The organism is Gillisella vitis, from assembly GCF_001541345.2.
GTDB lineage: Bacteria > Pseudomonadota > Alphaproteobacteria > Rhizobiales > Rhizobiaceae > Allorhizobium > Allorhizobium vitis.
Genome location: NZ_LMVL02000001.1, coordinates 575551 through 601560 on the forward strand (window position 1 = coordinate 575551; position 26010 = coordinate 601560).

21 protein-coding genes are annotated in these 26010 nt (G+C 57.9%); 11 read left to right on the forward strand and 10 right to left on the reverse strand.

Features of this window, described 5'->3' with window-relative positions:
• The first annotated feature begins 4 nt into the window (after positions 1 to 4).
• From ASB66_RS02495 to ASB66_RS02530, 8 genes are all read left to right on the forward strand, one after another.
• Positions 5 to 2344: a helix-turn-helix transcriptional regulator gene (locus ASB66_RS02495; RefSeq protein WP_060717266.1), complete on the forward strand. Its 2340-nt coding sequence runs from the start codon at positions 5 to 7 to the stop codon at positions 2342 to 2344.
• A 168-nt stretch (positions 2345 to 2512) separates the two neighbouring features.
• Positions 2513 to 3541, forward strand: a complete 1029-nt coding sequence (locus ASB66_RS02500) for an ABC transporter permease (protein ID WP_060717267.1) — start codon at positions 2513 to 2515, stop codon at positions 3539 to 3541.
• On the forward strand, positions 3541 to 4416 hold the full coding sequence (locus tag ASB66_RS02505; protein WP_060717268.1) for an ABC transporter permease: 876 nt from the start codon (positions 3541 to 3543) through the stop codon (positions 4414 to 4416). The genes ASB66_RS02500 and ASB66_RS02505 overlap by 1 nt, the downstream gene beginning before the upstream one ends.
• Before the next feature lie 2 nt (positions 4417 to 4418).
• Positions 4419 to 6086: a dipeptide ABC transporter ATP-binding protein gene (locus ASB66_RS02510; RefSeq protein ID WP_060717269.1), complete on the forward strand. Its 1668-nt coding sequence runs from the start codon at positions 4419 to 4421 to the stop codon at positions 6084 to 6086.
• A 25-nt stretch (positions 6087 to 6111) separates the two neighbouring features.
• Positions 6112 to 7665: a hydantoinase/oxoprolinase N-terminal domain-containing protein gene (locus tag ASB66_RS02515; RefSeq protein ID WP_060717270.1), complete on the forward strand. Its 1554-nt coding sequence runs from the start codon at positions 6112 to 6114 to the stop codon at positions 7663 to 7665.
• On the forward strand, positions 7662 to 8786 hold the full coding sequence (locus ASB66_RS02520) for a DUF917 domain-containing protein (protein ID WP_060717271.1): 1125 nt from the start codon (positions 7662 to 7664) through the stop codon (positions 8784 to 8786). Before ASB66_RS02515 ends, ASB66_RS02520 begins: the two co-directional genes overlap by 4 nt.
• 2 nt (positions 8787 to 8788) lie before the next feature.
• Positions 8789 to 9865, forward strand: a complete 1077-nt coding sequence (locus ASB66_RS02525) for a DUF917 domain-containing protein (RefSeq protein ID WP_114386201.1) — start codon at positions 8789 to 8791, stop codon at positions 9863 to 9865.
• 38 nt (positions 9866 to 9903) lie between these two features.
• Complete coding sequence (locus ASB66_RS02530; RefSeq protein ID WP_060717273.1) at positions 9904 to 11478, forward strand: ABC transporter substrate-binding protein; 1575 nt, start codon at positions 9904 to 9906, stop codon at positions 11476 to 11478.
• Between the two features lie 51 nt (positions 11479 to 11529).
• Here ASB66_RS02530 and ASB66_RS02535 read toward each other — a convergent pair whose 3' ends face one another.
• From ASB66_RS02535 to ASB66_RS02550, 4 genes are read right to left on the reverse strand one after another with little or no spacing between them, the layout of a single operon-like run.
• Complete coding sequence (locus tag ASB66_RS02535) at positions 11530 to 11973, reverse strand: response regulator (protein ID WP_060717274.1); 444 nt, start codon at positions 11971 to 11973, stop codon at positions 11530 to 11532.
• Positions 11970 to 14324, reverse strand: coding sequence for a PAS domain S-box protein (locus ASB66_RS02540; RefSeq protein ID WP_060717275.1), 2355 nt, complete (start codon positions 14322 to 14324; stop codon positions 11970 to 11972). Before ASB66_RS02540 ends, ASB66_RS02535 begins: the two co-directional genes overlap by 4 nt.
• Complete coding sequence (locus ASB66_RS02545) at positions 14321 to 14974, reverse strand: response regulator (RefSeq protein ID WP_060717276.1); 654 nt, start codon at positions 14972 to 14974, stop codon at positions 14321 to 14323. Before ASB66_RS02545 ends, ASB66_RS02540 begins: the two co-directional genes overlap by 4 nt.
• Entirely contained in the window at positions 14971 to 16065 is a 1095-nt protein-coding gene (locus ASB66_RS02550) for a sensor histidine kinase (protein ID WP_060717277.1), read from the reverse strand. The genes ASB66_RS02545 and ASB66_RS02550 overlap by 4 nt, the downstream gene beginning before the upstream one ends.
• Before the next feature lie 303 nt (positions 16066 to 16368).
• Here ASB66_RS02550 and ASB66_RS02555 point away from each other — a divergent pair, with 303 nt between their 5' ends.
• A complete protein-coding gene (locus tag ASB66_RS02555; protein ID WP_060717278.1) occupies positions 16369 to 16833 on the forward strand; it encodes an SgcJ/EcaC family oxidoreductase in 465 nt (154 codons plus the stop codon).
• A 59-nt stretch (positions 16834 to 16892) separates the two neighbouring features.
• Here ASB66_RS02555 and fucP read toward each other — a convergent pair whose 3' ends face one another.
• From fucP to ASB66_RS02585, 6 genes are all read right to left on the reverse strand, one after another.
• Positions 16893 to 18167: an L-fucose:H+ symporter permease gene (gene fucP, locus ASB66_RS02560; RefSeq protein WP_060717567.1), complete on the reverse strand. Its 1275-nt coding sequence runs from the start codon at positions 18165 to 18167 to the stop codon at positions 16893 to 16895.
• 431 nt (positions 18168 to 18598) lie between these two features.
• Positions 18599 to 19636 carry a sulfate/molybdate ABC transporter ATP-binding protein gene (locus tag ASB66_RS02565; RefSeq protein WP_060717279.1) on the reverse strand — a complete coding sequence of 346 codons (1038 nt, stop codon included), beginning with the start codon at positions 19634 to 19636 and terminating at the stop codon, positions 18599 to 18601.
• Between the two features lie 14 nt (positions 19637 to 19650).
• Complete coding sequence (cysW, locus tag ASB66_RS02570) at positions 19651 to 20520, reverse strand: sulfate ABC transporter permease subunit CysW (protein ID WP_060717280.1); 870 nt, start codon at positions 20518 to 20520, stop codon at positions 19651 to 19653.
• Entirely contained in the window at positions 20507 to 21364 is an 858-nt protein-coding gene (cysT, locus tag ASB66_RS02575) for a sulfate ABC transporter permease subunit CysT (protein WP_060717281.1), read from the reverse strand. The genes cysW and cysT overlap by 14 nt, the downstream gene beginning before the upstream one ends.
• 27 nt (positions 21365 to 21391) lie before the next feature.
• Positions 21392 to 22423: a sulfate ABC transporter substrate-binding protein gene (locus ASB66_RS02580; protein ID WP_060717282.1), complete on the reverse strand. Its 1032-nt coding sequence runs from the start codon at positions 22421 to 22423 to the stop codon at positions 21392 to 21394.
• Between the two features lie 166 nt (positions 22424 to 22589).
• The gene (locus ASB66_RS02585) at positions 22590 to 23627 is read right to left on the reverse strand and encodes a LacI family DNA-binding transcriptional regulator (protein WP_060717283.1); all 1038 of its coding nucleotides are present in this window, start codon (positions 23625 to 23627) and stop codon (positions 22590 to 22592) included.
• Positions 23628 to 23976: 349 nt separating this feature from the next.
• On the opposite strand from ASB66_RS02585, the gene ASB66_RS02590 reads away from it, so the two are divergent.
• Both ASB66_RS02590 and ASB66_RS02595 read left to right on the forward strand, forming a co-directional pair.
• The gene (locus tag ASB66_RS02590; RefSeq protein ID WP_060717568.1) at positions 23977 to 25017 is read left to right on the forward strand and encodes a Gfo/Idh/MocA family protein; all 1041 of its coding nucleotides are present in this window, start codon (positions 23977 to 23979) and stop codon (positions 25015 to 25017) included.
• Between the two features lie 12 nt (positions 25018 to 25029).
• Positions 25030 to 25962, forward strand: coding sequence for a sugar phosphate isomerase/epimerase family protein (locus ASB66_RS02595; RefSeq protein WP_060717569.1), 933 nt, complete (start codon positions 25030 to 25032; stop codon positions 25960 to 25962).
• The last annotated feature ends 48 nt before the right edge of the window (positions 25963 to 26010 follow it).

The window sequence follows — 26010 nt, forward strand, 5'->3', positions numbered from 1 at the left end:
GCTGATGTCGAAGCATAATGCGAAATCCATGGCCTTGCCGCTCCCTGTGTCGATTGCGCGAACCGGTCTGATCGCGCACATTGTCCATGACATCCGCCCCGTCATCGTTGTGACTGCGCCCGCAGGCTTCGGCAAAACATGGTTTTTCCAGGCGCTGATCGCTGCGTTGAGGGCTGATGCCGCCTTATGGACAGTCTATGATCGCCCAGCCATTTCCCCCGATCTTTCGCGACTTGAGCAAGGACATCGCTATGCCATTGCCCTGCGCCCCGGCGAGAGCTTGCTCGGACTGGACCGGCTGCGCCTTTATGGTCAGGTGCTGGATCTTGATGGTGAGGATCTTCTTCTGCCAAAGGACGGATTGAGCCACCGTGATTGGGACAGATGTGCCGGCTGGCCGGTCCTGTTGTCGCCGGGGGTAGATTGTCAGGATGCGCTTGCTGGACAGAGCCGGCTTTCGAAGTTTCTGGCCGATGACTGTCTGGCTGGCCTGGATGATGCTGATATGTCGGCGCTTCTGGTTTGTGGAGAGAGTTGGCCGTCCTGGCTTGCCATGCGTCTGCCGCCGCTTGCCCATCCCGCCACCGCGGCCTGCCAAAGGATCAACAGCGCTTTGCCCGGCGCGCTGGAGCAAGAAATGCTCCGACGTCTTGCCGATCCATCCCGGACTGATGATCCGTCTGGCGTTCTGGCGCAGGCTTTACGCCGAAACCCGCGAAGTCTGGAGGCGGTGATCCTGAGGTTGCTGGCGTGCAATCAGGGCAAGGATGCGCTGGCACTGTTTTGCAAGGCAGGCGGCTGGTTTCTCTATTATCGGCTAGGCCATGAGGCGTTCTTGCGTGTGCTGATTGGTCTTGAGGCGGGCTGTGATGACCTGCCGGAAGAACTGGCCATCAGTCGCGCCTTTCTGATGATCAAAGCCGGTGATGTGGCATGGGCCATGCAATTTCTGGTCCAGCGCTTCGGGGTGGAAATACGCAATGTATTGGCCGTTTTCTCGGGCGATAGTGCGCTTTCCCTGCGTGTCAGGCTGTTTCGTATTACGGTGCTGATTTATGAGGATGTTGCCCCGACCGACAGATTGCTGGAGGCGCTGTTTGAGATTGGTGGCGAGCTACCGCTGGACGAGCCGGAGCAGCGCGGATCATTTTACAACGCCATGCTGGAATTTTTCCTTCGGCTTCGGCGCTACGAAGAGGCAAATGGCATGGCCGAAAAGGCCATGAAGGCTTATCGGCAGGCGGATTGTCCCATTCTGTGCTTTTATATAGCGCTGCATCAATCGGTGCTCAGCCTTTTGACCTCAGATTTCAACCGTATGGGGCAATCTCTGCGGCTTGCCGAGGAGATGCTGGCAAAAACAGGCTTTGACAGCCCCGGAGATCGTCGCTTTCTTGATCTGTTGACGGCTTGCATGGCCTATGAAAACGGCGAGCCCGCGGTTCTGCTTGGCTTTTTGCAGGAAGAGATGGCCGCAATGATTGCGGGCGAGTTGTGGCCAAGTCTGGCGGATGTCGCGATTTACTACGGCAGCCACGCCTTGAGCGTCCATATGTCCACCCGCGTCGCGCTTCGCTTTCTCGATGGCTGGAGCGTTTACCAGCCGATGAACCGGCAGTTTCGCCTCTCACTGGATGTTCGCAAGGCGCAGATCCTGCAAAGCGGCAATTGCTGGGGCGATGCGACCCGGCTTCTTGCGCCGTTACGGGCCGGGTTTGATCGGGTGTGGATTGAAAGCGCGCAGGAGGCTCTTGCCCGCTTGGCGGGTCGAGACGAGATTACGCTGGCCTTGAGCTGGCTGCGGCAAATCTCCTACGAGCGCCCGGGTTTTCCCCATCTCGACCGCAAGCTTGAGGTGATGTTGACCAACCCGCATCTGCTTGTCCGGCAGGAAATCGCGGTTTCCCTCTGGCTGGCCTTCGTCTTGCGGCAAACGCAGCAAAATTCAAGAGCCCGCACTCTGCTGCGGCAGGTGTTTGAGCGCTGCGCGAGCCATGGCGGACTGACGGCTCTTGCAGAGGAATGGCTGTTTCTCGATCTTCTGCTGCAAGATAAGCGGATCGTCGAGTTCGTGATGGCGGCCACCCCGGCGCGGGCTATCCTGCGGCGGCTGGACAAGGGGCGTCACAGCAGTCTTGCGGCGGCCCGAACCCGGCTGACCCAGCAGGAGTTGAAAATCCTGACCATGCTGGCGGAAGGGGCATCCAATAAGCTGATTGCCCGCAACGGCGGCATTTCAGAGCCGACGGTGAAGTTTCATCTGAAGAATGTATACCGCAAACTTGGCTGCTCCAGGCGTCACGAGGCGATTGCGGCGGCAAGGGCATTGGGGTGGGTGCGCTAATCACTCCTCAATGAAATACTTTAGATTTTTGCCTTTCGCCCGCAAGCGGGGTCCGATCACAGCTGAAACACCTTAAAACCTATCCTTATTTTCTAAAAACCTATCCTTCGCCTACATTGCTCTTGCCAGTCCTTCCGAGCCACCATGGCGCAAAGAGGGAATGACGGGATGATTTTGCATGTTGTCGAACAGATCGTGAGGCGGGTGTTTTCCGTACTCATGGTGCTGTTCGTGCTGTCTTTGATGATTTTTGCGCTGGCGCGCGTGGTGCCGGGTGATCCGGCCCGTATGGCGCTTGGCCCGTCTGCATCGCAAGAGCAGGTCACGGCGCTCGCTCGCGAAATGGGACTCGATCAGCCTGTCCTCGTGCAATATGGCCGCTATATTTCCAACGCCCTTCAAGGGGATCTTGGCCAATCGCTGTCGTCGCATCGTCCGGTCATTCATGATGTTGTTGAATTTCTTCCCGCCACGCTGGAGCTTGTGGTGGTGACGGTCATTCTCGATCTGCTGATTGCCATTCCGCTAGGCGTCATTACGGCACGCCATCGCAACACCTGGATAGATAATCTCGGACGGCTGTTTTCCATGGTTGGTGTCACGGTCCCGTCCTTTCTGTTTGCCATCGGCCTGCAATTGTTTGCCGCGAATTTTCTACCGGGCTGGCCTTTGTTGGGGCAGGTGAATTTCGACCTTCACGCCCCCGCTGGTCCAACCGGTTTTCTTCTGGTGGATAGTCTGATCCATGGCCGCACCGATGTATTTGTGGATGCCCTGCAACATTTGGTCTTCCCCGCTTTGGCGCTGGCCATGGCGGGCATTGGCCAGATCACCCGCATCATGCGCTCGGCGATGATTGAAAATCAGCGCAAGGACCATGTGTTGACGCTGCTGAGTTTTGGCGTGCCGGATTATGTCGTGACCTTTCGCTACCTGCTCAAGCTGTCGTCTGTTGCGCCGCTGACCATCATGGGGCTGGAATTTGCCTCGCTGATAGGCAATGCCTTTGTGGTGGAAATGGTGTTTGGCTGGGGTGGCTTCGCTTCCTATGGTCTCAATGCCATCCTGCAAAAAGACCTGAACGCCCTGATGGCGGTGGTGCTGATTTCCGGCCTGTTTTTCATTCTCGCCAATCTGGTCATCGATCTGGTTGTCAGCCTGATTGATCCGCGCCTGCGTTTTCGGGGAGGCCAATGATGAGCCCCAATTCTATGATGAACAAGCGCGACCTCTCCGCCGGATACATGAGCTGGTATCGGTTCTCCCGCAATCCTGCCGCTCTGATCGGCGCATTGATCGTGCTCTCAGTCGTGGCCATGGCCATCCTTGCGCCGCTGATCACGCCCTTTCCGACCCATATCGGTTCCATTGTCGATTTTCGCCATCGCCACAATCCGCCAAATCTTACCAACTGGTTTGGAACCGATAAGGTGGGCCGTGATCTGTTCACCCGCACCATTTTCGGCTTTCGCGTCTCCTTGTTGCTGGTGTTTGGCGTGCTGGGGATTTCGGTGCCTGTTGGTGCGGTGCTGGGCCTGTGCGCTGGCTATTTCGGCGGCTGGACAGAGCGGCTGATCACCGGATTCACCAACATCATGCTGGCTATTCCACCACTGGTGATGGCGCTGGCGATTGGCAATGTGCTGGAGCCAAACCTGATCAATGCGATGATTGCGATTACGCTTTTGTGGTGGACCTGGCATGCACGGCTTGTCTATCGCGTCACGGTCTCCATTGCCGGCGAGGATTTTATCGAGGCGGCGCGTTTGACCGGGGCTGGTCCCATCCACATCCTGTTTCGGGAAATCCTGCCCAATTGCATTGCGGTGATCTCGGTCAAAACCACGCTGGATGCGGCCTTTGTCATTCTGTTCGGCGCAACACTCTCTTTCCTCGGTTTTGGCGTGAAGCCGCCAACACCAGACCTTGGCTCGATGGTGGCCGATGGCCGTCAGTTTTTGCCGGAAAAATGGTGGGAAGTGCTGGCTCCGGGTGGTGCGATTTTCTACGCCACTCTCGGCTTTAATCTGCTGGGCGACGGTCTTCGCGATATGTTCGATGTGGAGGCGTGACCATGGCTGATCCCTTGCTGCGCGTGCAGGATTTGACGGTTGCCTTCTCCGGCTATGGCCGGGTGAACCGGGTTTTGCACGATATCTCCTTCACCATAGATGCCGGAGAACGGGTTGCCCTGATTGGCGAAACCGGATCCGGCAAATCCGTCACCTCCAAGGCCATTCTTGGCACTTTGCCGAGCAATGCAAAGGTCGAGGCCGGGTCGATTGCCTATCGCGGACGGCAATTGCTGACGCTTCCATCCGGTGAACGCAACAAGCTGAAAGGCACAGCTTTTTCTATCATCATGCAGGACCCGCTGTCCTCCTTCAATCCGGTGTTTCGCATTGGTCGGCATCTGGAAGATGTGATGCATTATGCCGATCGCAATCAGGGCATCTATGACACGCCGAAGGGCCGCAAACAGCGGATTTTCGAGGTGTTGCGCAAGGTGCAGTTGGGCGATGTCGAGCGGGTGTTCAACGCCTGGCCATTTGAGCTGTCCGGCGGTATGCGCCAAAGAGTGCTGATTGCGCTGGCCCTTCTGCACCAGCCAGATCTGTTGATTGCTGACGAGCCGGGCACGGCGCTGGATGTGACCACGCAGGATGAAATTCTGCGGCTGATCAATCGGTTGGTGACAGACGAGGGCCTGTCACTGCTGATGATCACCCATAATCTCGGCGTGGTGCGCCAGACGGCGGACCGGGTGATTGTCATGCAGCATGGCCGCATTGTCGAGCAGGGGGCTCTGGCATCCGTCTTCCAAGCCCCGCAGCAGGCCTATACCCGTGAGCTGATGGCGGCAGTGCCGCCGCTCTATGGTGAGGGCGTGGTTGATCAGCCGGTGAGTGACAAGGCTCCGATCATCACCTTGAGCAATGTGCGCAAGCTCTATGCCAAGCGGGCGCTGTTTGGCGCAAAGCGCGGCCATCTGGCGGTCAACAACATCAATCTTCAGGTCAACGAGGGCGAAATTTTCGGCCTTGCCGGAGAAAGTGGCTCTGGCAAAACCACGCTGGCGCGGATGATGATGAACCTGTTGCAGCCCAGCGATGGCGAGATTGTCGTGAGCGGAACGCCCAGAGCGGGCGCTTTGCGCCTCAGCCAGATTATCTATCAAAACCCCGGCACATCGCTGAACCCCAAACGCACGGTGGCGCAGATTTTGGCTGTGCCGCTGGCCCATGTGGGTTTGGATAAAGAACAGCGTAAAACGCGCATGGCCGAGCTTCTCGACCTCGTGCGCTTGCCCGCCAATTTTGTCTCAAAATACCCGCATGAGCTGTCCGGCGGGCAAAAGCAGCGGGTGGCGATTGCCCGTGCCTTGGCGGCCAATCCGCAGATCATCATTCTGGATGAGCCAACCTCGGCACTGGATGTGTCGGTACAGAAAACCGTGATTGAGCTGTTGCTGGACCTGCGGGCAAAGCTTGGCCTGACCTATGTGATCATTTCCCATGATCTGTCTTTGATGCGCAATTTCTGCTCGCGCATCGTCATCATGTACAAGGGCGAAATCGTCGAACAAGGCACACCTGCCGAGGTATTCGCACAGGCTCGCCACCCTTACACCCGAGCCCTCATTGCCGCCATTCCGGTTCTGACCGATGCGCAAGAGGCGTTGAAACCCACCATTAGTGAAGAGGAACGAGGCCGCTTTCTGGTGCAAAGCACCGGACAGTGAACCCGTTGTTGAAAGGAAAACACCCGTGTACCGATTGGGAATAGATGTGGGCGGCACCAATACGGATGCCGTTGTCATGCAGGGCGGCAAGGTTCTGTCCGGTATCAAGGCTCCAACCTCGGAGGATGTCACCACCGGGGTGGTCGAGGCCATGGAAAGGGCCATCAAGGCAGCAGGCATTGACCGCAGTCTTGTGACCAATGTGATGATCGGCACCACCCATTTCACCAATGCGGTGATTGAGCGCAAGCATATGACGCAGGTGGCCGCCATTCGTTTGGGCCTGCCCGCTACCGCCTGCCTGCCACCCGCCATCGACTGGCCGGAAGATTTGAAGCCCGTGGTTGGCAAGCACGGTTATATGGTGCGCGGCGGCTATGAGTTTGATGGCCGTGAAATCTCGCCACTGGATGAGGACGAGATCAAGCGCATTGCCGGAGAAATCCGCGCCAACAACCTCAAAGCCGCAGCCGTCACTTGCGTGTTCGGCCCGATCAATGCAGCGATGGAGCAGAGGACCAAGGCGATCTTGCAAGAACATTGTCCCGGCCTGCCCGTGGTGATGTCCACGGACATCGGCCGCATCGGGTTGCTGGAGCGCGAAAGTGCTGCGATCATGAATGCCAGCCTGCTGGAACTGGCTTACAAAACCGTGCGGGCTTTTGGCGAAGCGCTCAAAAGTGCCGGGCTGACCTGCCCCTTTCATATCACCCAGAACGACGGCACGCTGATGGCAGCAGAGACGGTGAAGGATTTCCCGGTGCTGACCTTTGCTTCCGGTCCCACCAATTCCATGCGTGGTGCGGCCTTTCTCACCGGTGTGCAGGAGGCCATCGTGGTCGATATTGGCGGCACGACCTCGGATGTCGGGGCGCTGCATCTGGGTTTTCCGCGTCAGGCGGCAACGGTGGTGGATGTTGGCGGCGTGCGCACCAATTTCCGTATGCCGGATGTGTTTTCCATCGGTCTGGGTGGCGGTTCGCTGGTGCGTGGTGATGCGGAAACAGTCACCGTTGGGCCGCAGTCAGTGGGCTATCGCATCACCTCTGAAGCCAAGGTGTTTGGCGGCGCAACGCTGACGGCTACTGATATTGCCGTGGCCGCTGGCCATGCCGACGTGGGCGATAAGAGCAAGGTTGCTGATGTCTCACCCGCGCTTGCCGAGGCGGCGCTTGCCCGTATCCATCAGATGCTGGAAAATGCCATTGAGCGCAGCCGGGTCTCGCCCGAGCCGATCCCGGTGATTGCCGTTGGTGGCGGCTCCATCCTGATGCCGGATATGCTGGGCGATTTTCAGATCATTCGGCCGGAAAACTTCTCGGTGGCCAATGCCGTTGGTGCCGCCATTGCCCAGATTTCCGGTGAAGTGGACCGGGTCTTTGCCCTCGAAAATGGCCTGACCCGCGAACTGTGCCTGAAGCAGGCTGAAGAGGAAGCGACGAAAAACGCCGTTGCCGCCGGTGCCGATCCCACCACCATTCAGGTGATCGAGCGTGAAGATGTGCCACTGGCCTATCTGCCCGGTAATGCCACCCGCATCCACGTGAAAGTCGTGGGCGAGATGGGAGGACAGGCATGAGTGCGATCATTTCCCCGAAAGACTATTTTGATCCGAAAGACCTCTGGATCCTCGACCGCGATGATCTGACCTCGCTTGAAATCGGCGCAGGCATTTTGGGCACGGGCGGCGGTGGCAATCCCTATATTGGCAAGCTGCGTGCCCGACAATTGCTGGATGAGGGCTATACGCTCTCGGTTCTGCCACACCAGAAAATCCATGATGATGCGCTCTGTGTTTCCGTGGGTGGTATTGGTGCACCGGTGGTTGGGATCGAGCGTTTGCGCGAAGGGCGCGAGGGTCTGCGTTGCATCCGTGCGCTGGAAGCGCATCTGGACATGACTATCGATGCTATCGCCTGCGAGGAAATCGGTGGGTCCAATTCCATGGAGCCGCTGGTCGTGGCCGCTCTTACGGGCGTGCCGGTGATTGATTGCGATGGCATGGGCCGGGCCTTCCCTGAAATGCAGATGACCACGTTTTCCATCTACGGTCATAGCTCGACGCCATCGGCGATGTGCGATGTGCATGGCAATGTCGTGCTGTTTCAACATGCGGTCTCCGAGCTTTGGCACGAGCGCATGGCGCGCGCCTGTGTGGTGGCGCAAGGGGGCGCATCAACGCTCGCCTCGGCACCCATGACTGGGGCCTTTGTCAAGCAATTCGGTATTCCCAATTCCTACACCCAAGCCGTCAGCCTTGGGCAGGCCGTCAGGCTTGCGCAGAAAAACCACGATGACCCGATCGAGGCCATCTGCAAAAAGGAGAATGGCAAAAAGCTGTTCACCGGCAAGATCAGCGATTTGAAGCGCCATTTGCGCGGCGGTTTTGTGCGCGGCGAAGTGCAGCTTTCAGGCATTGATGCCCATAATGGCGAAACCGGTTCGGTGTTGATCCAGAACGAAAATCTGGTGTTTTTCCATGATGGTGAGATGGAATGCTGCGTGCCCGACCTGATCCTGGTGCTGGATGTCGATAGCGGCGAGGCCATCACCACCGAAATGCTGCGCTACGGTCAGCGCGTCGCCATAGTGGCATTGCCGTGCCATGGGCTGCTGCGTTCCCGCGAGGCGCTGGATGTGGTCGGCCCCAAGGCCTTTGGGCTGGATGGTGTTGTGTACACCCCGATGAAAGGATCGTGATCATGGCCACTCTGGTGCAAGAACACAATCTCGAGGCTATTGCCTTGGGTGGCGCCTATCTCGGCACGGGCGGCGGCGGTGATCCCTATATCGGCAAGCTGATGGCGCAGGCCGCCCTTCGCGAGCACGGACCTGTCACCGTGGTGTCCGCAGACGAAGTGGACGACGACACGCTGTGCATTTCCGTTTTCATGATGGGTGCGCCCACAGTGATGCTGGAAAAACTGCCATCTGGTGCGGAAGTGCTGAAAGCTCTGCATGAGCTGGAGCAGTTTTTGGGCCGTAAGGCCGGAGCCATTCTCTGTGTTGAGGCGGGCGGGTTGAATTCCACCATTCCCTATATGGTGGCCGCCGTCACCGGGCTGCCTTTGGTGGATGGCGATGGCATGGGTCGCGCCTTTCCGGAATTGCAGATGGTGAGCTTTACCCTGCACGGTATCTCGGCAAGCCCGCTGGTTTTGGCCGATGACAAGGGCAATTCCTCGCTGTTCTCAGCGGTTTCCAATCTCTGGACCGAGAAAATGGCCCGCGCCGTGACCATTCAAATGGGCGGTGCCGCTCTTGTGGCTGCCTATGCCATGAGTGGCAAGCAGATGAAACAGGCGCTGCTGCATGGCACGATGACGCAGATCCGCACAATTGGCGAGACCATTCTGTCGGAGCGTGCCCGTTCACGCCATGCAGGCAGCGCTTTGCGTGAAAAGCTTGGCGGCACCCATCTCTTTACCGGGCGTGTGGTGGATGTGGAGCGCAAGACAGTTGGCGGTTTTGCCCGTGGCAAGCTGACTTTGCGCGGTGTGGATCGGTTCGCAGGCCAAAGTTGCGCCGTGCATTTCCAGAACGAGTTCCTTCTGGCCGAAGATGGCAATGGCGAGATCCTGTGGGCGACGCCCGATCTGATCTGCGCCCTCGATGCCGATATGGGCCTGCCCGTGACCACCGAGCAGATGCGCTACGGCCTGATGGTGGAATTCACCGGCATTCCCGCCGATACGCAATGGCATACGCCAGAAGGCCTGGCGCTCGCGGGGCCGGGCTATTTTGGCTACGGCGACGGTTTGAAACAGCAAACTGCATGATTTGATGAAAAGCGAACAGTCAAAAAAAGGGGAATGAGATGAACGCAACACGGACTTTAAAACACCTCGCCGTGGTTCTGGCGATGGGAACCGCCATTGTCGCACCACAGGTGGCCATGGCAAAAACATCCACCGTGATGAATGTCACCCAGGTGTTTGGCACCATCGATCCGGCCAGGATCACCGATTACACCCAATATCTCGCCGCCGTGAATCTCTATGATGGCCTGACCACCGTGGACAGCACCGGCAAAATCGTTCCGGAACTGGCCGAGAGCTGGGATGTGTCCAGCGATAACCTGACTTACACCTTCCATCTGCGCAAGGACGCGACCTTTCAGGATAGATCACCAGTCGAGGCCAAGGACGTGGTCTATACGGTGCAGCGCTTGCTGGCGATCAACAAGGGCCCAGCCTATCTGTTCGCCTCGCTGATCAACCCGGACAATGTGAAGGCCGTCGATGCTCATACAGTAACTATCACCTTGAACAAGGTCTATGCGCCGTTCCTGACCACAACGCCGCTCTTGCTTGTCATCAATGAGGATGCCGTCAAGGCCGCTTCCAAGCAGCCGTGGGGGGAGGATGTGGTGGGCGAAAAATCCATGGGGGCCGGGCCTTATGTGCTGTCCAGCTGGCAGCGCGGCTCGGAAATGGTCATCAGCCGCTATGAGAAATATTACGCGGGATGGCCAACAAACCCGATTGATGAAGTGCGTTTTGTGCAGACCAATGACGAGGCAACGGTCAAGGCGCTGGCCACCTCCGGGCAGTTGGGAATTTCTTCGACTACGCAGGCCAATGAGACCTATGATGCGATTGCCAAGATGGATGGCTACGTGGTGCAGACCACACCAACAGCCACTGGCTTTTACCTGAAACTCAACACTAAGGCCACGCCCACCGACGATGTGCATGTGCGCCGCGCCCTGCAATATGCCACCGATTACAACACCATTCAGACCCAGATCATGACTGGTGACACGCTTGCCGGGCCGCTGGCTCCGGTGTTCAAGGATGCCTATCTCGACACGCTGAAAGCTCCGGAATTTGACCTTGAAAAAGCCAAGGCCGAGCTTGCTCAGTCCAAATATGCGGGAAAACCGATCAAGCTGACGCTGACCTATGTGGCAGGCCTGTCGTTTGAAGAGGATATTGCGCTTTTGATGCAATCCAATTTACAGCAGATTGGTGTGGATGTGGACATCAAGCCCGAACCCTGGAACCGCATCACCGAACTGGCCGCCAAGCCGGAAACCACGCCTGCGGCGACAGAGGTGTTTTATGGCCCAACCTATCCATCACCGGATAGCGTTTTCTATGTGCAATATCATTCCAAATCGGCGGGAACATGGGCCTCGATGGAATGGTTGCAGGATGCCGAGGTGGACAAATTGATCGATGACGCCCGCTCCACCACCGATAGTGCCAAGCAGAATGCGATCTACAAGCAGATCCAGCAGGTCATTTCCGACAAGGCGCCGGATGTGAATTTGCTCACGAAAGTGCAGCGTGTTGCATTCAGTAAATGCATTTCGGGCTATAAATTTGTGCCGATGCAAAGCTGGGATTACAATTTCCACAATCTGACATGGACCTGCCCGGCCAAGTAATCCCGGTTCTGTTTTCGACTATTTCAACCCTGGAAAATCCGGCTCTAAAGTCTAACGATTTTCCAGGGTTGCGGTCTTCAGGGCCTTGAATAGAAAGCGCGTTTCCAGCAGATTGACGATACGCAAAACCGTCTCCACCGTATCGATTGGTTTGACGAGGAAATCCTTTGCGCCGAGCGAGAGGGCGCGGCGGCGTGTTTCTGTTGTCACATCAGCTGTCAGCACGAGAATGGGGACGAAATCATCCGGTCCGATCAGCCGCGTGAACCTGTCGAGCAAGGCAAAGCCATCCAGATGCGGCATCAGAAGGTCGAGCAGGATGATATCGGTCCGATGCTCTGTAAAAAGAGCGGTGGCCTCGCGCGGGTCCGTGGTCGAGGCAATCCTGTCGAAACGCTCGCGCCGCAAAAGCTTTTCCAACAGGGCAATATTGGCGGGTTCGTCATCGATGATCAGTATTCGCGCCTCTGAGGCGAGGTCGAAGGGAAATTTCACGTCAAGGCCTCATCCAGGGTTTTCATCAGGCGGCGCACGTCCAGCGGTTTGGTCAGGTACTGTGTCGCCCCTTTTTCCATCGCCAGCATGCGTGTTTTTTCCGTGGCATCGGCGCTGATCACAACGACCGGAGTGGTTTGCGTCCGAGGATCGGCGCGCAAGGCGGCAAGCACTGACAGTCCATTCATGTCTGGTAGATCGACATCCAGCAAAATAAGGTCGGGATGATGCTCGAAGGCAAGCGTCAGGCCAAGACCACCCAACATGGCCGGAATGATCCTGGTTTTTAAACGGCGGCGTACGAGGTTTTCGATCAGGTTGAGATTGACAAGGTTGTCCTCGATGCAAAGAACCGTGGCTTTGCCGGTCGCTCCGCTTGCCATTGACCGTTTCTCATCTGTTTTAACGCTCTCTGTGACGGCGTAAGGGGCATGCGACACGGGAATATGGATGGAGAACACCGATCCGGTCGCCCTACTCTCGGTCAGGAAAAGATCGCCATCCATGGCCCGCATCAGATTGACGGAAAGGGCCAGGCCAAGGCCTGTGCCGGTCGTGGCGTTTCGGTCGGTGCCAAGCCGCTCGAACGGCTTGAACAGCCGGTCTCTATCCACATCAGCAATTCCGCAGCCCGTGTCGGTGATATCGACTGCGATGATGTTTTCTGTGACACAGTGAGCGGACAGCCGGATCTCGCCGCCATCCCTGTTGAATTTCACCGCATTTGAAAGCAGGTTCAGTAGCACCTGCAAAAACCGGCGACGATCGACCGCGACAATGGTTTGGCCTGCGGCCTCCATGTCCACACGGATCGTCAATCGCTTCGGTTCAGCCAAGGGAGCCGCCAGGGCTATGGCTTCGGTTACGATTTCATCCAATCCGACTGGCTCGATCAACAGTTCCATGCGGCCCGCCTCGATCCGGGCAATATCGAGAACTTCATCGATCAGGCTGAGCAGATGCCGCCCTGCTCTGAGGATTTGTGCGAGACTTTCCCGCATCTCCCGATCCTCGATGTCCATGTCGAGGATCTGTGCAAAGCCCAGAACGGAATTTAGCGGCGTGCGCAATTCATGGCTCATGCGCGACAGAAACTCGCTCTTGGCTTGACTGGCCCGTTCGGCATCGCGCCGTGCCGTCAGCAGGGCCTCTTCGGTTCGTTTCCGGTCCGTCACATCGCGAGTGATCTTGGAAAAGCCCCGCAATTGCCCTTGTTTGTCACGCAGGGCTGTCATCACCACATTGGCCCAGAAGCGGCTGCCATCCTTGCGCAGCCGCCATCCCTCGTCTTCGACACGGCCAAAAGCGGCGGCCTGCGCCATTTCCTGAAGTGGTAATGTGTCGCGATGATCTGGAGGATAGAAACGGGAAAAATGCTGGCCGATGATTTCGTCGGCGCGGTAGCCCTTGATACGCTCTGCACCGGCATTCCAGCTCACGACGTTGCCATCGGCATCCAGCCCGAAAATACCGTAGTCGTGGACGCCATCGACAAGCAGACGGAAGCGTTCCTCGCTTTCCCGCAAGGCCTCCTCGCGCGCTGTCAGCAGGCGGCTCGCTTCTTCAAGCGCGCTCGACAATTCGCCGATTTCATCCGTTGCATGTTCTGATAGCCTCAGGCTTTGGCCCTGGGCCAGGCGGCTGGCGGCTAGTTTCAGCCGGTCGACCCGCCGAACGATGCCTTTCGACATCAGGACGATGGCGCCGATACACCCGATAACGCCCGCGATAGCGCCCAACAGGGTGATCCTTTGCGATAGCGCCCGGATTTCATCGGCCTTCGCCGTTCGTTGCGCCAGAAGCGCGTCTTCCCTCAGCCGCATCTCGGCGATCTGCAATCGCAGCTCGTCCAGGAAGGCCTTGTTGGCAATCAATGTCTGCCGCAAGGCTTCGGGAATCTGGTTATTCGAAACCGAACCCTGCATCAGCGAGGCAAGACCCTTCAGCTTTTTGTCGACCAGCGGTTCCATCCGGTTCAGCCGCTCAAGCTGTTCCGCATCGATGATCAGTGGCCGCATCGCGGCAAACACCGCCGGCAGTTCCGTCACGGCTTTCGTGTAGGGGGCCAGAAACGTTTCGTCGCGGGTGAGAAGATATCCTCGCACACCGGAGGCTCCTTCGGCCAGCAAAGCGTGCAGCTCCAGAATATTCTGCTGAATGGCGAAGGTCACGCGCACGTAATTTTCCGCCTTTCGGCTTTCACGATCAGCAAGGAAGACGGAACCAAGGGCAATGAGAAGACAGGCCAGAGGCAGGGCAATCACGATCAGGCCTTTGACGGCCAAAGGCTGGTTGAGAAAGCGAAAGCGACTGTGGGCGGACACCACGGTCTTTGCCGGGATATCCGTCATCCTGCCTCTCCCGCGACCAATCCGGCCTGTGCTGCCAGCACGGCGGCCTGGGTTCGGTCGCCCACCCGCAATTTCGCAATGATGCGCTCGACGTGAACCTTGACCGTGCCCGGAGCGATGGACAGTCTGCGGGCGATTTCCTTGTTGGTCGCACCCCTTGCCACTTCCTGAAGGATTTCCCGCTCCCGGGCGGTCAGTTGCGAAATGGCATCCTCGGCTGGCGACGTGCGCGAGACGCGGGTCAGCATCCGCCGCACCAATCCGGTATCGAAAAATTCCTGACCGTCCAGAACGGCCCGGATCATCCGCAGCAATGTGTCACGCCGCACATCCTTCAGCGCGTAGCCACTGGCTCCGGCCTTGACCGCTGCTTCCAGATAGTCGAGGCTGTCATGCATTGTCAGCATCATGATCCGCGTCGATGGTGACACGCGGCGGATTTCTGTCGCTGCCGCCAACCCGTCCATCGGTGTCATCCTGACATCGAGCAAGGCAATGTCAGGCAAAAGCCTTGCGGCAAGCGCGATCGCTTCCAGGCCGTCCCGTGCTTCGGCCACCACTTCCAGGTCCGACGCACCCGACAGGACCGAAATAATGCCGGATCGGGCCAAGTCGTGGTCATCGGCAATCAGAATACGCGCTTTGGTCATCGGCTTTCATCTTTGTCGGTCAGAGGAACCCGGGCGATCAGCCGCGTGCCTTGATGGGGGGCGCTGAAGATGCCCAGCGTCCCGTTGACAAGCGACAGCCTCTCTTGCATGGCCGATAGACCGATCCCGAAACCACGGACGGGTTTGGTCTCGCTTTGCACTTCGGCAAGGGGAAAGCCGCAGCCATCGTCGCTCGCCTCAAGGACGACATGGTCGGCATCGATCCGCAATTGCAGATGCAGTTTTTGGCAGCCCGCATGTTTGCGGGCATTGGTGATCGCTTCCTGCGCCACACGATAAAGAACGATTTCAATGGTTTGAGGCAAACGGCCATCCGGCAGCCGGTTGTCAAGCTGGCAACCGATCTCATCGACGGTATCAAGCTTTGCACTGATGGCGGCGGGCAGGCCAAGGTCATCAAGTTCGGCGGGCCGCAGGTCCGCAATCGCATGGCGGATATCCTGGATCGCCATGCGGGCAATCTCGCTGCATTGATCGACCTTTTTTGCGAGTGTCACCGTCAAACCCGGATCTGCTTCCAATGCCTGCAAGTGATGCAGTAGACTGACGAGGGTCTGGGCCACGCCATCATGCAGGTCATAGGCAATATGGCTGCGTTCCCGTTCCTGTGTGGAGAGAATGGCGGCCACCAGTTGCGCGAGCTGCTTTTCTCGCTCAGCAAGAGTCAACAGCAAGGCTTCCCGCTCCTGTTCGCGCTCGTCGGCGAAAACGGCTGCGGCGACAAGGTCAGCGACGATCTGAAGAGTGATTTTATCCTCTTCACCCATCCTTGCGATCGATCGATCCTTGAAGGTAATGACCGTTCGGCCATCCTTGCTTGCCATGGCATTATCGGTAATTGTCTGATGGTGTTCCGTCAGAGGACGCAAACGAATTGTCACGCTGCCGCAAAAGCTGCCAATCAATCCGGTGATATCAGTGATCGCCCGCGGTAGCGGATGTTGATCAAGGCTGGCGCGTGTCTCCACGATCAGACGTAGCCGGCTGGCCCTGGCTTCCGCCTCCCGGTAAAGTTTCCGCAATTCCTGGATGGGAGAGGCAAGGTATTCCAGGTCCGTCGCCGTCGTCATTCTTCATCATGCTCCTGTATCAAGGCGCGTTCGTCTACAGCGCCGTGCGCCATATATGGCGCACAAAGGTTCGCTGTAGCGCTTTATATCTGCTGCATAATTTTCTCTTTAAACCGATTCCGGTTTAAAGAATTATGCAGTAGTCGATTTGACAGATAAGACACAGGAGGACCGTTTTACATAGGCCATTCGGCATATCCTTTCGATACCATGCGGCAGACGTAACAGCTCTTTTTCATAGCCACTTTTCTAAGCAACCGACCGGCGTTTGGCTTGGCTCGGGCTTGATAAAGGAGCACTTTCATGCAGAAAATTCTTTTGGCATTCGGTGTCACGACCGTTCTTTCGGTATCGGCTTTTACCGCACCCGCGATGGCACAAGAGTGCGCGCCGGTGACCGAGGGACAGGTTGAAAAGCTGTTTGATCGTTGGAACGCATCCCTAGCGACGCTCGATCCGGAGAAAGTCGTCGAAAATTATGAGGGCAATGCGGTTTTGCTGGCGACCCTGTCGAACCAGCCGCGCCTGACGCAGGAAGAGCGTCGCGCATATTTTGTCGATTTTCTGAAAAAGAAGCCTCAGGGCGTGGTCAATAGCCGGACGATCAAGCTGGGTTGCAACACGGCCATCGATACTGGCGTCTACACGTTCACGCTGGCGGATGGCACGAAGGTTCCGGCCCGCTACACTTTCACCTATGACTATGATGGTGGAAAATGGCTGATTTCCTCTCATCACTCTTCGGCAATGCCGGAACGCACGTCGTAAAGGCAATTTATGGACATGTCGCCGCGCTGAGAGCACGCGGCGACATGCAAGACATCCGTTTATGCCGCGGTTCTGGAACCGAGAGCGCCATAATAGGCGATATAGACGTAGCAGAAGATCGGCATCAGGAAGGCGAGGTGGATGCCGACCGTATCGGCAAGCCCGCCCTGTACCAGGGGCAATAACGCGCCGCCGACAATGGCGAGGCAAAGAATGCCGGAACCCTGGCTGGTATGGCGACCCAGGCCCTTCAGCGCCAGGCTGAAAATGGTCGGGAACATGATCGAGTTGAAGAAGCCGATCGACAACACGCACCACATGGCGACATGGCCTGTTGTCAGCACGGTGACCAGCAGCAAAATACCGGCTGCGACCGCATTGAAGGCCAAAACCTTGCCGTCATCCATATAGCGCATCACGGCGGAACCGATGAAACGCCCGATCATAGCACCGCCCCAGAAATAGGAGACGTAATGGGCAGCCGTCTGTTCCGGCAGGCCGGCAATGCTGGGTTCGGCCATGAAGTTGACCAGGAAGCTGCCAATGCTGACTTCTGCGCCAACATAGAGAAAAATCCCGACTGCGCCTAGAACCAGATGGCGGTAGCCCCAGGCGGAGCCGGAAACATCGCCGGATTTGGCATCTTCTTCTGCTTCGACCGCGGGGAGTTTAAGCGCTGCGAAAATGGCAGCGAGAACAAGGAAGGCGGCAGCCAGCATCAGATAAGGAAACTTGACCGCTGCGGCTTCCGCCATGCGCAGGGCGTCCATCTGCTCCGGTGTGGCGTTTTCAACGGCAGCCGTTGCCGAAGACAGGATGAGGAAGGCGCCGAAAATCGGTGCGACCGTGGTGCCCAGGGAATTGAAAGCCTGGGTCAGGGTGAGACGGCTGGAGGCGGTCTCGGGTGCGCCCAGCACGGTGACATAGGGGTTTGCCGCCACCTGGAGAATGGTGACACCTGCTGCCAGCACGAACAGCGCGCCGAGAAACAGGCCATAGACCCGCATGCTTGCAGCGGGGATGAACAGGGCGCAGCCGATAGCGGCCACGAGAAGCCCCGTGACGATGCCCCATTTATAGCTGATGCGCTTGACCAAGGCCCCTGCGGGCAAGGACACGATAAAATAAGCGCCGAAGAAGCACAACTGGATCAACATGGTCTGTGTGTAATTCAGCTGAAATACGTTTTTCAGATGTGGGATGAGAATATCGTTGAGGCAGGTGATGAAGCCCCAGAGGAAGAAAAGAGAGGTCAGCGCAATCAGCGGACCGGTGTAGGAGCGGCTGGCTCCTGCGCGCGCGGTTTGTGACGCGCCTGTTTGAATTCCTGCCATTTTCGGTTCTTTTTTCTTGATGCGGCGCAGCGGAAACACTGCGGCATGGATTAACGATCTGGCGGAGCGATGGCCGTGGCTGCGGCTTGAATACGCAAGTGCCGGCCCGCAACGCGGAGGAGAACGTGATTGTTCCGCAAAAATGCCTGACCGTGATTTCGGCGTGCTGGCTGCGGGCAACCGCGACTGACAACTGACCGCTTGGGAGGACGATCAGTTGTAAGCCCTGTTGGCTTATCGCTCCTGATAGGGCGCTGCAAGAAGATGCAGGGTATAATCCCGTGCAATTTGAGGGGCCGAACCTCTCGGCCCGGTTTTCTCGATGTGTTTGAGATATGGGTAATTTATGCAAGGCGAAGATGTGTAACCATCCTCCAGCATCGTGCGGATTCGAGGTTGCCGCACGATGCTGGTGCCTTGTGGCGCCTGGGTCAGGCGCTTGCCGGATAGACTTTCCAGCGTTTGGGCCGGAAGGATATCCCGGTTCTATTGGCGGCGGGATGATCGACGGGAACGTCGATTTCCGCCAGATGCCGTCCGCCGCCAAGCTCCAGTTCCAGACGGCGGGTTCCTGACAGCCTTCGGCTGCTGATCACCGTTCCGGCAAAGCACCCGCCACACCCGTCGACAATCTCGATTTCCTGCGGACGGAAGAACAGGGTCGCATTGCCGTTGCCTTCGGATTTTAGCCCTGTCGGCCGGTCATCCAGCCAGATTTCGCCGGATTCGATGCGCACCGGCAGCGCCGAGGATTCACCGATGAAGCGGTGAACGAAGGGGGCCGCCGGATTGTCATAGACGTCGTCGGCGGTGCCGACCTGCTCGATGCGGCCCTGGCTCATCACCACCACCCGGTCGGCAAGCTCCAGCGCTTCCTCCTGGTCGTGGGTGACGAACACGGTGGTATGGCCTGTGCGATCATGAATCTCCCGCAGCCAGCGGCGCAAATCCTTGCGGACCTGGGCGTCGAGGGCGCCGAAAGGCTCGTCCAGCAGCAGCACCTTGGGCTCGATTGCCATGGCGCGGGCCAGTGCGACGCGCTGACGCTGGCCACCGGAGAGCTGGGCGGGATAGCGTTTTTCAAGCCCCGACAGCTGCACGAAATCGAGTAGCTCCAAGGCCCGTTTGCGAATTTCCGTCTTGGGCGGACGCGACGACTTTGGCCGAACGGTGAGGCCGAAGCCGACATTTTCCAGCACGGTCATATGCTTGAACAGTGCATAGTGCTGGAACACGAAGCCAACTTGCCGTTCCTGCACGGTCTTGTGCGACGCATCGTCGTCGCCGAAGAAAATCTGGCCAGCGCTTGGCCGTTCAAGCCCGGCGATCAGCCGCAGCAAGGTGGTTTTTCCCGAACCGGACGGGCCGACAAGTGCGATCAGCTCGCCGGAGCGGATGTCCAGCGACAGTTCGTGGAGGGCGGCGGTCGCGTTGAAGTCCTTGCGGATATTGCGAATATTCAGTTCCATGAGCGAATTCCCGATCAATGCCCACGGGCAGCCGACAATTGGTCGGCATAGCGTAGTTCAATGGTTGTCTTGAGAACGAGGGTGACCAATGCCAGCCCTGCCAGCAGTGAAGCGACCGCGAAGGCGGCGGCGAAGTTGTATTCGTTATAGAGAATTTCGATATGCAGCGGCATGGTATTGGTCACGCCCCGGATATGGCCTGATACGACCGAAACAGCTCCGAATTCGCCCATGGCCCGCGCATTGCAGAGCAGCGCGCCGTACAGAAGTCCCCAGCGGATATTCGGCAGAGTGACCCGCCAGAATGTCTGCCAGCCGCTGGCCCCGAGGCTGATCGCCGCCTCTTCATCGCCAGTGCCCTGCTCCTGCATGACCGGTATCAACTCGCGCGCCACGAAAGGGAAGGTGACGAAAATCGTCGCCAGCACGATGCCCGGCACGGCAAACAGGATCTCGACGCCATGCGTGCGCAGCCATGGTCCAAGCAGGCTGTTGGAGCCGAACAGCAGCACATAGACCAGACCGGAAATCACCGGCGATACCGAAAACGGCAGATCGATCAGGGTGATCAGGAAGGTCTTGCCGCGAAATTCGAATTTCGCAATCGCCCAGGCGGCCGCGACCCCGAAGATCACGTTGGCGGGAACGGCAATCACTGCGACCAGCAGCGTCAGCCGCATGGCCGAGAGGGCGTCGGGTTCGACAAGCGCCTCCAGCCAGGCGCTGGCGCCATTGCGGAATGCCTCGGAAAACACCGCCACCAGCGGGAGCATGAGGAACAGCAATAGGAACAGCAGTGAGACGAGAATGAGCAGACATTGGACGACGGGCGTTTCGGTCGTCGCTCGATGAAAGGTAGGGGAGCGGCGGTCAGTCATTACCATATTTTCTCCGGCTTGCAGCCTGAATGAGATTGATCAGCAGCAGCATGGCAAAGGAAATCGCCAGCATCACCGCACCGACGGCGGTTGCGCCCGCATAGTTGAATTCCTCCAGCCGGATGACGATGAGAAGTGGTGCGATTTCAGACACATAGGGTACGTTTCCAGCAACGAAGATCACTGATCCATATTCCCCGACGCCACGCGCCAGTGCAAGGGCAAAGCCGGTCAGGATGGCTGGAGCCAGACCCGGCAACAGCACTTTGAAAATCGTTGCGAAGCGACTGGCCCCCAGCGTGGCGGCGGCCTCCTCCACGTCGCGGTCGATTTCTTCCATGACCGGCTGCACAGTGCGCACCACGAAGGGCAGGCCGATAAACACCATGGCAACGACGATGCCAGCCTGGGTATAGGCGACTTTCAGGCCAAGCGGCGCAAGAAGCGAGCCGATCCAGCCGTTTGGCGCGTAGAGCGAGGCAAGGGCGATACCGGCAACGGCGGTCGGTAGCGCGAAGGGCAGGTCGACCATCGCGTCGATGATCCGCCGCCCCCAGAAATTGTAGCGCACCAGCACCCAGGCGACCAGCACGCCGAATACGACATTGAGCATCGCTGCCAGGATGGCCGAGCCGAAGCTGACCTTTAGGGCGCCAAGCGTCCTGCGGTCAGACGCGATATGCCAGAAATCCGTCCAGCCGAGTTCGGCGGAGCGCCAGACCAGACCGGACAAGGGAATGAGAACGATGAGGGCGAGGTAAAACACCGTGAAGCCGAACGTCAGCCCGAATCCGGGAAGAACGCTCGGCTGAAGGAATTGCCACCTGCCTTGAACAGGACTATGGGCCATTCTGTTTTTCTTACTTTCTTGGCTGACTTATTTTCCGGGCTGGTAGATCTGGTCGAACAGGCCACCATCAGCGAAGAATTGCGGTTGTACTTTTGCCCAGCCACCGAAATCCTCGATGGTGACGAGATCAACCGACGGGAAGCGCTTCAAATCGGCAGGATCGGCCAGCTCCGGCTTTGCAGGGCGATAGTAATGCTTGGCCGCGATTTTCTGCCCGGCGTCGGAATAGAGATAGTCGAGATAGGCCTTGGCGACTGCTTCCGTCCCATGGGCTTTGGCATTGCCTTCAACGACGGCGACTGGCGGTTCGGCCTTGACCGAAACGGATGGTACGACGATGTCGAATTTGTCGGGGCCGAGTTCATCGATCGACAGGAAGGCTTCGTTTTCCCAGGCAAGCAGAACATCGCCGATGCCACGCTGCACGAAAGTGGTGGTGGAGCCGCGCGCCCCGGTATCCAGCACCGGCACATGCTTGAACAGCGCGCTCAGGTATTCCTTGGCCTTCTGCTGATCGCCATTATTGGCCTTCAACGCCCAGCCCCAGGCAGCCAGCACGTTCCAGCGGGCACCGCCCGAGGTTTTCGGGTTGGGGGTGATCACCTCAATGCCATCCTTGGTGAGGTCGGCCCAGTCCTTGATGCCCTTCGGATTGCCCTTGCGCACCAGAAAGACGATGGTGGATGTATAGGGTGCGCTGCTGCTGGGTAGCTTGGTTTTCCAGTCGGCGGGAATCTTGCCGGTCTTTTCGGCAATAGCGGAAATATCCGCTTCCAATGCCAGCGTCACGACATCGGCCTCAAGACCGTCGATTACCGAGCGGGCCTGGGCGCCGGAACCACCATGCGACATTCTTACAGAAACGCTATCGCCGGTTTTCTGCTTCCAATAGGCGGCGAAGGCTGGGTTGAAATCCTTATACAGTTCGCGCGTTGGATCATAGCTGACATTCAGCAGCGTGACATTGGCGGCGACTGCTGGGGCCACCAGAACCGGCATGGCAAGGCTTGCCGCCAGTGTCATTGCGGCAACGATCTTTATGGTTCGAAAGCGGGACATTGCGATCTCCTTACCCCTAAGACTGTAAAATCTATTGAGGTTGTAGAGTATGTCAACGGATAAGGACAATTCGAGAGAGAACGTGCCTCCAGTTGCTTCCAGTTTAGCAATTTCAAGCGTCATTCTGGCGAAGAGCGGCAGGATTTTTCAGAGCCGGAGCATTGCCTCACGGCGCCAGATGGAAAGCATCGCTTGCGCCAGGCACCAATTCCAGCGGCCAAAGGCGGTTGCTGGCATGGGGCTTGTAGCTCTCGGCATAGTCGGGCATCGAGGCCAGCAAGGTTTCGGCCAGTTCTATACCGAGATCTTCCAGGGACAGGCGATAGCAGGTCAATGCCGGTTGGAGGAACTGCGCCCGTGGTGATTCACGAAAACCGATGACGGCGATATCCTTGCCAGGGACGACGCCTGCTTCAGCCAGCCGCCGATACAGGCCAATCGCCATGAGTTCATAGACAAGGATGATGGCGGTTGGGCATGGATCGAGCGCCAACAGATCGCTGCCGACATTATAGCCGCCGCTTTCGCTGGATCTTGCCCGCAGCACCAGTGCCGGATCGAATGTGAGGCCATTGCGCTCAAGTGCGGCCTGATAGGCTTCGGTAAATACGGTGCCGAGATTGATGTCGGTACAGGGGGCGGCGATGGCAATGCGGCGATGACCTTTCGAGACCAGCCTATCAACTGCGGAATTCGCAACGCCGGCAAAGTCGAGGTCTATCCAGGTATGGCTCCCTCCGGATGTGCTGCGCCCCAGGGCGACAAAGGGAATTCGTGTCTTGATCAGCAGGTCGATGCGTTTGTCGATCCGTTGCGTGGCCGAGATGATCATCGCGTCGACCAGTCGGCGCGCCACCATGCGCTGGAGATATTCCAGCGGTTCCTCGTCGCTGGGGCAGGGGAGCAGCACGAGATCGAGATTGTGACGGGCAAAAACCGTCTGCAATCCGCCCATGACGCCGAAAAAGAAGTTGTCGCTATTGTCGACATTGTCCTTGCCGCCCTCGATCATCAATCCGATGACGTTGGTCGTTCCCTTACGCAGGCTGCGGCCCGATTGATTGGCGACGTAGCCCAGTTCCTCAGCCGCTTCCAGCACCCGCCGTCGCGTTTCGGCGTTGACGTCAGGGCGTCCATTCAGCGCGCGCGACACGGTCCCGATGGAGATGTCGAGATGTTTTGCAAGCTGATGTATGCCCTTCATGCCAGATACTTTCTCCCTGAAGCGACCTTACCAAAAGGCGCTACGATGAGCAGGCCGGTTGTAAATTCCATGCTCTGCCTTGTCCGGTGTACTGCAAAATTTCGCAAGCAGGAATCGGTTTTTACCTTGAGCCTGATGGAGTTTATCGTGTCGCCGTGCGCAATAACCAGGCCGCGTATTGACATGAGACAAAAACCGCGATTAGTATCGTAAACGTTTACGGACGTCAGTGCAAAGAGGAGTTTGCGCGGCTGGAGGGTGTCGGAAGAGCGTTTGCTGGTTCGGCCTACCGGAAACTGGAAACATGTCTGGCGCAATAGCGACCGGATGGGATGCAAGGGAGGATATCTTGCAATTCAAAGCCGTTTTATGCGGGTGCGGAGCGATGGCCAAGGGCTGGCTCCGGGCCATTGCCGACACACCTTCGCTTGCCGAGCGAATTTCTATTGTCGGGCTCGTTGACGTCAACGTTTCGGCAGCTGAGGCCTTGGCAGAGGAATTCGGCCTTGAAGGTGCGGTGACGGGTAATAGTCTTGCCGATGTTCTCGAACAGACGACCCCCGATCTGGTCTTCGACGTGGTCATCCCGGCTGCCCGCTTCGATATCGTCTCCACGGCGCTAAAGGCCGGATGTCATGTGCTGAGCGAAAAGCCCATGGCCAATTCGCTGGAAGAGGCGAAGGCCCTGGTTAATCTGGCCGCTGAGACCGGGCGTATCCACGCTGTGGTGCAGAACCGCCGTTTCATTCAAGGGGTCCGCCGGATGCGGCAATTCCTGGATAGCGGCGCCATTGGCGAGTTGACAGCGGTTCATTGCGATTTCTTCCTGGCGCCGCATTTCGGCGGGTTCCGGGATGAAATGGAGCATGTCCTGCTGCTCGACATGGCAATCCACACATTCGATGCCGCCCGTTTTGTTGCCAATCGTCAGCCACTGGCGGCCTATTGCGTTGAGCGTAATCCGCAAGGCTCCTGGTATACCCATGGCGCCAGCGCCAATGCGATCTTTGAGTTCACTGACGACGTGGTTTTCACCTATCGCGGCTCCTGGTGCGCGGAAGGACGAAGGACCAGTTGGGAAAGTGCGTGGCGGCTGGTCGGCAGCAGGGGCATGCTGACCTGGGACGGGGAAGAGATGTTTGAGGCCTCCATTGCCGCAGACGAGCCCGGCCTGTTGCGTGGATATACGACCGTAAACGTTTCTGAAGACGTGGCGCCGGGCGAGACGCACGGCCATGCCAGCGTGCTGGAAAGCTTCATTGCAGCGGTTGCCGGTGGCGATCCGCCCGAGACCGCCGGTTTCGACAATATCAACAGTCTTGCCATGGTGTTTGCCGCCATCGAAAGCGCGCAGAGCGGCAAGCGTATCGACATTTCTGCTTCGCTATAAGGGACCATGACTGTGAGCAATCCTGCAAAATCCATTCGTATCGGCACCATGATCAGCGGCAATAACGGCGATGCCGCCACCCGTATTCGGGAAGTCGCCGGTCTTGGCTTTGAAAGCTTCGAGCCATTTTTCTGGCAGACGACCAAGGGCCAGGACCTTGCCGAACTTGGCAAGCGTTGCGTCGATGCCATCGGCGACCGGGACATCACCATTTCGACGCTTGGCATGTTCGGCAATCCGCTGGAAGAAACCGATATCGACCTCGAAACGCTGGAGGGCTGGAAACAGTGTATCGACAATGCCCATCATTTTGGCGCGAGTTGCGTTGCCGGCTTTACCGGACGGCTGCGGGGCAAGGTGCTGACCGACAGCCTGCCACGCTACCGCGAAATCTGGAGCGAACTGGCCAAACGCGCTGCCGACAAGGGCATTCGCATCGCTTTTGAAAACTGCGCCATGGACGGCAACTGGCAGAGCGGCGACTGGAATATCGCCCATAATCCTGACGCCTGGGAGTTGATGTTCAACGAGACCCCGGATGACAATATCGGTCTTGAATGGGAACCCTGCCATCAGATGGTCTATCTGATCGATCCCCTGCCGCAGATCCGCAAGTGGGCATCCAAGATTTTCCACGTGCATGGCAAGGACGCCACCATTCGCTGGGACGTTATTCGCGAACACGGCATTTTCGGCAAGGAGCCGTTCGTGTTCATGCGCACACCGGGCTTCGGCGACAGCAATTGGACCAATGTGATCAGCGAGTTGCGCCTTGCCGGCTATAGCGGCGCCATCGATATCGAAGGCTGGCACGATCCGGTCTACCGTGATGCCCTGGAAATGACCGGTCAGGTGCACGCCCTCAACCATCTGAAACAGGCGCGTGGCGGCGATTTTATCGACGAGATGGCAGCTTATGGCGGAGGCGATCCCTCGCTGAAATAGCATGAGGTCTCGAGATCGTCCGGCATGGAGGTGCCGGGCGATTGGAGG

Bases quoted from the DNA above. Each gene is read 5' to 3' on its own strand.
- ASB66_RS02530 (WP_060717273.1), top strand. From the start codon at position 9,904: ATGAACGCAACACGGACTTTAAAACACCTCGCCGTGGTTCTGGCGATG.
- ASB66_RS02555 (WP_060717278.1), top strand. From the start codon at position 16,369: ATGCAGAAAATTCTTTTGGCATTCGGTGTCACGACCGTTCTTTCGGTA.
- ASB66_RS02585 (WP_060717283.1), bottom strand. From the start codon at position 23,627: ATGAAGGGCATACATCAGCTTGCAAAACATCTCGACATCTCCATCGGG.
- cysW (WP_060717280.1), bottom strand. From the start codon at position 20,520: ATGGTAATGACTGACCGCCGCTCCCCTACCTTTCATCGAGCGACGACC.
- ASB66_RS02495 (WP_060717266.1), top strand. From the start codon at position 5: ATGTCGAAGCATAATGCGAAATCCATGGCCTTGCCGCTCCCTGTGTCG.
- ASB66_RS02510 (WP_060717269.1), top strand. From the start codon at position 4,419: ATGGCTGATCCCTTGCTGCGCGTGCAGGATTTGACGGTTGCCTTCTCC.
- ASB66_RS02545 (WP_060717276.1), bottom strand. From the start codon at position 14,974: ATGACCAAAGCGCGTATTCTGATTGCCGATGACCACGACTTGGCCCGA.
- ASB66_RS02500 (WP_060717267.1), top strand. From the start codon at position 2,513: ATGATTTTGCATGTTGTCGAACAGATCGTGAGGCGGGTGTTTTCCGTA.
- fucP (WP_060717567.1), bottom strand. From the start codon at position 18,167: ATGGCAGGAATTCAAACAGGCGCGTCACAAACCGCGCGCGCAGGAGCC.
- ASB66_RS02565 (WP_060717279.1), bottom strand. From the start codon at position 19,636: ATGGAACTGAATATTCGCAATATCCGCAAGGACTTCAACGCGACCGCC.
- ASB66_RS02525 (WP_114386201.1), top strand. From the start codon at position 8,789: ATGGCCACTCTGGTGCAAGAACACAATCTCGAGGCTATTGCCTTGGGT.
- ASB66_RS02520 (WP_060717271.1), top strand. From the start codon at position 7,662: ATGAGTGCGATCATTTCCCCGAAAGACTATTTTGATCCGAAAGACCTC.
- cysT (WP_060717281.1), bottom strand. From the start codon at position 21,364: ATGGCCCATAGTCCTGTTCAAGGCAGGTGGCAATTCCTTCAGCCGAGC.
- ASB66_RS02505 (WP_060717268.1), top strand. From the start codon at position 3,541: ATGAGCCCCAATTCTATGATGAACAAGCGCGACCTCTCCGCCGGATAC.
- ASB66_RS02580 (WP_060717282.1), bottom strand. From the start codon at position 22,423: ATGTCCCGCTTTCGAACCATAAAGATCGTTGCCGCAATGACACTGGCG.
- ASB66_RS02540 (WP_060717275.1), bottom strand. From the start codon at position 14,324: ATGACGGATATCCCGGCAAAGACCGTGGTGTCCGCCCACAGTCGCTTT.
- ASB66_RS02550 (WP_060717277.1), bottom strand. From the start codon at position 16,065: ATGACGACGGCGACGGACCTGGAATACCTTGCCTCTCCCATCCAGGAA.